The following is a 6188-nucleotide window of genomic DNA, read 5'->3' as shown; positions in this document are numbered from 1 at the left end:
GGTGCCGACAGTCCCGGCGGCCAGCGACCCGAACCGCCTGCAGGTGGCGGAGCCCGCAGCGTCCCAGCTGTTCGCCGCGATGCGCAAGGACATTGACCTGACGGACCCGACGGCGACGCCAAGCCCCTCCGCCTCCCCGGACGCCAGCGCCAGTGCCAGCGCCGAGCCGACACCCAGCGAGACGGTGCCCGCCTACGACAAGACGCTGCAGCCCATCACGGTGGCGAACGGTTCCGGCGCCCCGGCGCGGACCCAGGAGATCATGCAGGCCCTCACCGCCGGCGGTTTCACCCAGCTCGCGCAGCTGGCCGCCCGGCCGGTCACGGCCACCGCGGTGTACTACGCTGCGGGGTTCGAGGATGTCGCCGCCGACGTGGCCGCGCTGCTGGGGATTCCGGCGACGCAGGTGCTGCCGGCCGCCGGAGTCGCCGGCGTCCAGGTCTACCTGGGCAGTGACCTCGTGGGAGGCACCCCAAGCGGGGACGCCCCGGTGGAACTGCCCTCGGACATCGTCAACCAGACCGCCGGGGACGTCGTCTGCCAGCAGGCCAACCCGGAGCTCATCGTCCGGTAGGGTCCCTTCACCAGGGTCCCTTGATCCGAAGAAGAGCCGGCCGCGGGAACTTTCCCGCGGCCGGCTCTTCTCGGTTGCCGGCGGCTTTCGGCGGCCCGGGCAGCTACCAGATGCTGACGCGCTCGGCCGCGGGCATCCACATGCCATCCTGCTCCGCCGTGCCGAACGCCTCGTGGAAGGAGTCGAGGTTCCTGGCAATCTGGTTGGTGCGGAACTCGTTGGGCGAATGCGGATCGGTGGCGAGCCTGCGGATCGCTTCCTCGTTCCGCATCACCTGCCGCCAGCCGGCGGCCCAGGAGGCGAAGAAGCGTTGCACCCCGGTCAGGCCGTCCAGCACCGGCGGGTCCTGGCCGTCGAGGCTGATCAGGTACGCCTTGTAGGCGATGGTCAGACCGCCGAGGTCGCCGATGTTTTCGCCCAGGGTCAGTTTGCCGTTGACGTTGTGTCCCGGCGCTGCGGTGGGGGAGAGCGCATCGAACTGGGCCACCAGCCTGGACGTCAGCGCCTCGAAGGCCGTACGGTCATCCTCCGTCCACCAGTTGCGGAGCAGGCCGCTGCCATCGTACTGGGAGCCCTGGTCGTCGAAGCCGTGGCCGATTTCGTGGCCGATGACGGCGCCGATGCCGCCGTAGTTGACGGCATCGTCGGCGTCGGCCGTGAAGAACGGCGGCTGCAGGATGGCTGCGGGGAAGACGATCTCGTTGAGCAGCGGGTGGTAGTACGCGTTCACCGTCTGCGGCGTCATCAGCCACTTCTCCCGGTCCACGGGCTTGCCTACCTCGTCGAGGTGCCGGTCGACGTCGGCGCTGTGCGCGCGCTCCACATTGCCCAGCAGGTCCGAGGGGTCGATTCCCACCGCGGAATAGTCGATCCACTTGTCCGGGTAGCCGATCTTGGCGCGGAAGGAATCGAGCTTCTTGAGCGCCTCACGCTTGGTTTCCTCGCCCATCCAGGCCAGCCCGGTGATGGATTCGCGGTACGCCTCGATCAGGTTCCCGACCAGCGACTCCATGCGCGCCTTGTGGGTTTCCGGGAAATGCCGGGCAACGTAGATCTGGCCGACGGCCTCGCCGAGGGCGGCCTCGACGACGGCGACCCCGCGCTTCCACCGGTCCTTGTTCCGCGGCGTGCCGCTCAGCGTCGTGCCGTAGAAGGCGAAGTTCGCGTCCACGAACGCGGCCGAGAGGTACGGTGCGGCGGCCCCCACGACGCGCAGGGCAAGCCATTCCTGCCAGACGTTCAGCGGCACGGAGTCCAGCAGCGACGCCGCCCCGGCGAAGAAGTCCGGGGTGCTGACAATAAGTTCCGTGCGCTTGTCCGGTGCGATGCCCGCGGCGTCGAACCAGGTGGTGAGCAGCGGGAAGAGCTGCGTCGCCTCATCCGCGGATTTCAGGTTGTAGGTCTTCTGCGGATCCCGCAGGGTGACTTTGTCCCAGTGGTGCGAGGCCAGCGCCGTCTCCAGCGTCACGATCCTGCCGGCCGCCCCCTCGGCGTCAGCCACTCCGGCGAGGCTGAGGACCGTCTGCACGTGGTCCGTGTAGGCCTGGACCACCGGCGCGAACTTCTCCTCGCGGTAGTACGACTCGTCCGGCAGGCCCAGGCCGCCCTGGCCGGTATACAGCAGGATCCGGTCCGGGTTCCCGGCGTCGGGGGCGGGATAGATGTAAAAGAGGCCGCCCACGTCCGCCCGGAACAGCCGCCCGGCCAGCGCCACGAGCCCCGCGACCGACTCGGTGGAGAACACTTCGTCGAGCCGCGCCCTGATCGGGTCCAGGCCCTTGGCTTCCACCGCGGCCTCGTCCATGAAGCTGTTGTACAGGTCCCCGATCTTCTGCTCGATCCCGGTGGACTCCGCGCCGCGGGCGGCCGCGTCCTCGATGATTTCCTTCACCGCGAGTTCCGAGCCGTCCCGCAGGGCCGTGAACGTCCCCTCCAGGGGCCGGTCATCCGGAATCTCGGTGTTCTTGAGCCAGGTGCCGTTGACATGCTGGTACAGGTCATCCTGCGGCCGGACAGAGAAGTCGATGTTGGACAGGGCGATCCCCGAAAGTGGCACGGATGCTCCTTTGAGAGGCAGCCCGGCGCAGCCTTGTTACGGGTTACCGGTCTGCATGGTGGACGTTACGAAGGTATGGCTCCTTCATCTTACGCACCCGTGTTACTGTGAAAAGGTGCGCGCAGAACTGCTTCTTCTTAGCTGCCGCGGCGAGGCCTCAGACGCGATCTAGCGCAAGGCCCACCCTCGCTGCGGAGTTTGTGTTGCCCGGCCACCCTTTCACCAGGAATCACAGAAAAGGCCCCGATTGTAATGCGAAACGCACAGAAATCCTCAGGAATGCCCGTCCACCGCTACGTCCCGTTCCAGGACCTGATCACGGTTGAACTGCCGGACCGCACCTGGCCGGACAAAGTCATCACCAAGGCCCCGCGCTGGTGCGCCGTGGATCTGCGTGACGGCAACCAGGCCCTGATCGACCCGATGAGCCCGGCACGCAAGCTGAAGATGTTCCAGCTGCTGGTCCGGATGGGCTACAAGGAAATCGAAGTCGGGTTCCCGTCCGCGTCGCAGACGGACTTCGACTTCGTCCGGCAGCTGATCGAGGGCAGCCACATCCCGGACGACGTCACCATCCAGGTGTTGACGCAGGCGCGCGAGCACCTGATCGAGCGGACCTACGAGTCCCTGGTCGGTGCGAAGCAGGCCATCGTGCACCTGTACAACTCGACATCGGTCCTGCAGCGCCGGGTCGTCTTCAACCAGGACGAAGACGGCATCCTGGACATCGCCCTGCAGGGCGCCCGGTTGTGCAAGAAGTACGAAGAGACCCTCCAGGACACCCACATCACCTACGAGTACTCGCCCGAATCCTTCACCGGGACCGAGCTGGAGTACGCCGTCCGGGTCTGCAACGCCATCGCCGACGTGTTTGAGGCCTCCGCGGACAGCCAGGTCATCATCAACCTGCCGGCCACCGTGGAAATGGCCACCCCGAACGTGTACGCCGACTCCATCGAGTGGATGAGCCGGAACCTGCATCCGCGGGAGGGCATCATCCTGTCCCTGCACCCGCACAATGACCGCGGCACGGGCGTGGCGGCCGCGGAGCTGGGCTACCTGGCCGGCGCCGACCGGATCGAAGGCTGCCTGTTCGGGAACGGCGAGCGGACCGGCAACGTGGACCTGGTCACGCTGGGCCTGAACATGTTCGTCCAGGGCGTGGACCCGATGATCGACTTCTCCGACATCGACGAGGTACGCCGCACCGTGGAGTACTGCAACCAGCTGCCTGTGGCCGAGCGCGCACCGTACGGCGGGGACCTCGTGTTTACCGCGTTCTCCGGCTCGCACCAGGACGCCATCAAAAAGGGCCTGGAAGCGCTGGAGAAGGACGCAGCCGCCGCCGGCAAGGACGTCGCCGACTACCCCTGGCAGGTCCCGTACCTGCCGGTCGACCCGAAGGACCTCGGCCGCAGCTACGAGGCCGTCATCCGGGTCAACTCGCAGTCAGGCAAGGGCGGGGTGGCCTACCTGCTCAAGAACGAGCACAACCTGGACCTGCCGCGGCGCGCCCAGATCGAGTTCTCCGGGGTCATCCAGAAGCAGACCGACACCATGGGCGGCGAAGTCAGCGGCGCCCAGCTCTGGCAGGTTTTCCAGGATGAGTACCTGCCCTCCGGCACGGCTGACGCGCAGTGGGGACGCTACGCCCTCGGCCCGTTCAGCACGGAGACGGACGAGGACGGCTCCATGACGCTGCACGCCGCGCTCAAGGTCGACGGCACCCCGGTCCAGCGCACCGGGACCGGCAACGGTCCGATCGCTGCCCTGCTGAGCATCCTGCGCGAGGACGGCGTCGATGTCCGGGTGCTGGACTACAGCGAGCACGCCCTGTCCGAAGGCGGCAGCGCCCTCGCGGCGGCCTACGTCGAATGCGCCGTGGGGGAACGCGTGCTGTGGGGCGTCGGGATCGACGCGAACACGAGCACGTCCTCGCTCAAGGCCGTCATCTCGGCCGTGAACCGGGCCATCCGGGACGCCCGCGCCTAAGCAGCCGGTCACTGCGCCGCCGGATCCTCCGGCGGCGCAGTGCTGCTTTCCCCAATGGCGGCGTTTCCCGATAGACAGTGCGAAGATTAACCGTGGCCCAACCTTCCTCCTATGCCTCCCGCGCCTACCGCGACGACGGCGTCGTGCTGCGTACCCACAAGCTGGGCGAAGCGGACCGCATCATCACCATCCTGACCAAACACCACGGCCAGGTCCGTGCGGTGGCCAAGGGTGTCCGGCGTACCAGCAGCCGCTTCGGCGCCCGGCTCGAACCCTTTATGGTCGCGGACCTTCAGCTGATTTCCGGCCGGACCCTGGACGTGGTCACGCAGGCTGTCGCCAAGGGCGCTTACGGCGGCAACATCGCCGCGGACTACGGCCGCTACACCGTGGCTGCCGCCATGACGGAGACGGCGGAAAAACTCACCGACGTCGACGGCGAAGCGGGCACCGCACAATACAATCTGCTCGTCGGCGCTCTGGCATCGCTGAGCCGCGGCGACCACACCCCTGAACTCATCCTCGATTCCTACCTGCTGCGCGCCCTCGCCACCGGCGGCTGGGCGCCGAGCTTCACCGGCTGCGCCCGGTGCGGGGCCCGCGGACCGCACACCGCGTTTTCGGCACCGCTCGGCGGCATGGTCTGCGCCGACTGCCGGCCGCCCGGGTCCCCTGCGCCGGCCGCGGAAACGGTCCTGCTGCTCGGCGCACTGCTGACCGGGGACTGGACGACGGCGGACGCCTCCGTCCCGGTGCACCGCCGCGAGGCCGCCGGCCTGGTGGCCAGCTACCTGCAGTGGCATCTGGAACGTGTCCTTAAATCCCTCAAGCATGTGGAGCGAACGTAACTGTGGCGTTGGGTAAGAAGAAGAGTCCTCTCCGGCAGCGGAGCACCCCCGTGGTGAGCCCGTACCCGCACCCCTCCGGGGCCGTCCCGCCGGCCATCCCGGCGGAGTTCATCCCGCGGCACGTCGCGATCGTGATGGACGGCAACGGGCGCTGGGCCAACCAGCGCGGCCTGCCGCGGATCGAGGGCCACAAGGCGGGGGAGCCCGCCCTGCTGGACGTGGTGGCCGGAGCGATCGAACTCGGCATCGAGCATGTCAGTGTCTACGCCTTCTCCACGGAAAACTGGCGCCGCTCACCCGAGGAGGTCCGCTTCCTGATGGGATTTAACAAGGACGTGCTACGTCGGCAGCGCAACCAGCTGGATGAGTGGGGCGTCCGGATCCGCTGGTCCGGCCGCCGGCCGAGGCTGTGGGGCTCGGTGATCCGGGAGCTGGAGGAAGCCGAGGACTTCACCCGCGGCAACAGCACCTGCACCTTGAACATGTGTGTTAACTACGGGGGTCGCGCCGAGATCGCGGATGCGGTGTCTGCGATCGCGGAGGAGGTCGCAGCGGGACGGCTCAAGCCGGGCGCCATCACCGAGAAGACGATCCAGAAATACCTCGACGAGCCGGACCTGCCGGACGTCGACCTGTTCCTGCGCAGCTCCGGGGAGCAGCGGCTCTCCAACTTCATGCTCTGGCAGTCGGCCTACGCCGAGTTCGTCTTTATGGACAC

Annotated in this window: 5 protein-coding genes; 4 read left to right on the top strand and 1 reads right to left on the bottom strand. The window is 67.7% G+C overall.

The window, feature by feature from the left end:
* A partial coding sequence (locus tag BJQ90_RS19425) for a LytR C-terminal domain-containing protein (protein ID WP_226761832.1) occupies nt 1-574 on the top strand: 574 nt, incomplete at its 5' end.
* A gap of 103 nt (nt 575-677) precedes the next feature.
* Here BJQ90_RS19425 and BJQ90_RS19420 read toward each other — a convergent pair.
* The gene (locus BJQ90_RS19420; RefSeq protein WP_226761831.1) at nt 678-2630 is read right to left on the bottom strand and encodes a M13 family metallopeptidase; all 1953 of its coding nucleotides are present in this window, start codon (nt 2628-2630) and stop codon (nt 678-680) included.
* 252 nt (nt 2631-2882) lie between these two features.
* Between BJQ90_RS19420 and leuA the strand changes: the two genes are divergently transcribed.
* From leuA to BJQ90_RS19405, 3 genes are all read left to right on the top strand, one after another.
* Entirely contained in the window at nt 2883-4622 is a 1740-nt protein-coding gene (gene leuA, locus BJQ90_RS19415) for a 2-isopropylmalate synthase (RefSeq protein ID WP_226761830.1), read from the top strand.
* A gap of 92 nt (nt 4623-4714) precedes the next feature.
* On the top strand, nt 4715-5470 hold the full coding sequence (gene recO, locus BJQ90_RS19410) for a DNA repair protein RecO (protein ID WP_226761829.1): 756 nt from the start codon (nt 4715-4717) through the stop codon (nt 5468-5470).
* 2 nt (nt 5471-5472) lie between these two features.
* Nucleotides 5473-6188 (top strand): isoprenyl transferase (locus BJQ90_RS19405; RefSeq protein ID WP_226761828.1); only part of this gene is annotated, 716 nt, incomplete at its 3' end.

Source organism: Arthrobacter sp. SO3 (assembly GCF_020532825.1).
Classification (GTDB): Bacteria; Actinomycetota; Actinomycetes; order Actinomycetales; family Micrococcaceae; genus Arthrobacter.
This window is presented reverse-complemented; position numbering and strand designations above follow the sequence as displayed.

Coding starts and splice junctions, on each gene's coding strand:
- leuA (WP_226761830.1), top strand. CDS start 2,883: ATGCGAAACGCACAGAAATCCTCAGGAATGCCCGTCCACCGCTACGTC.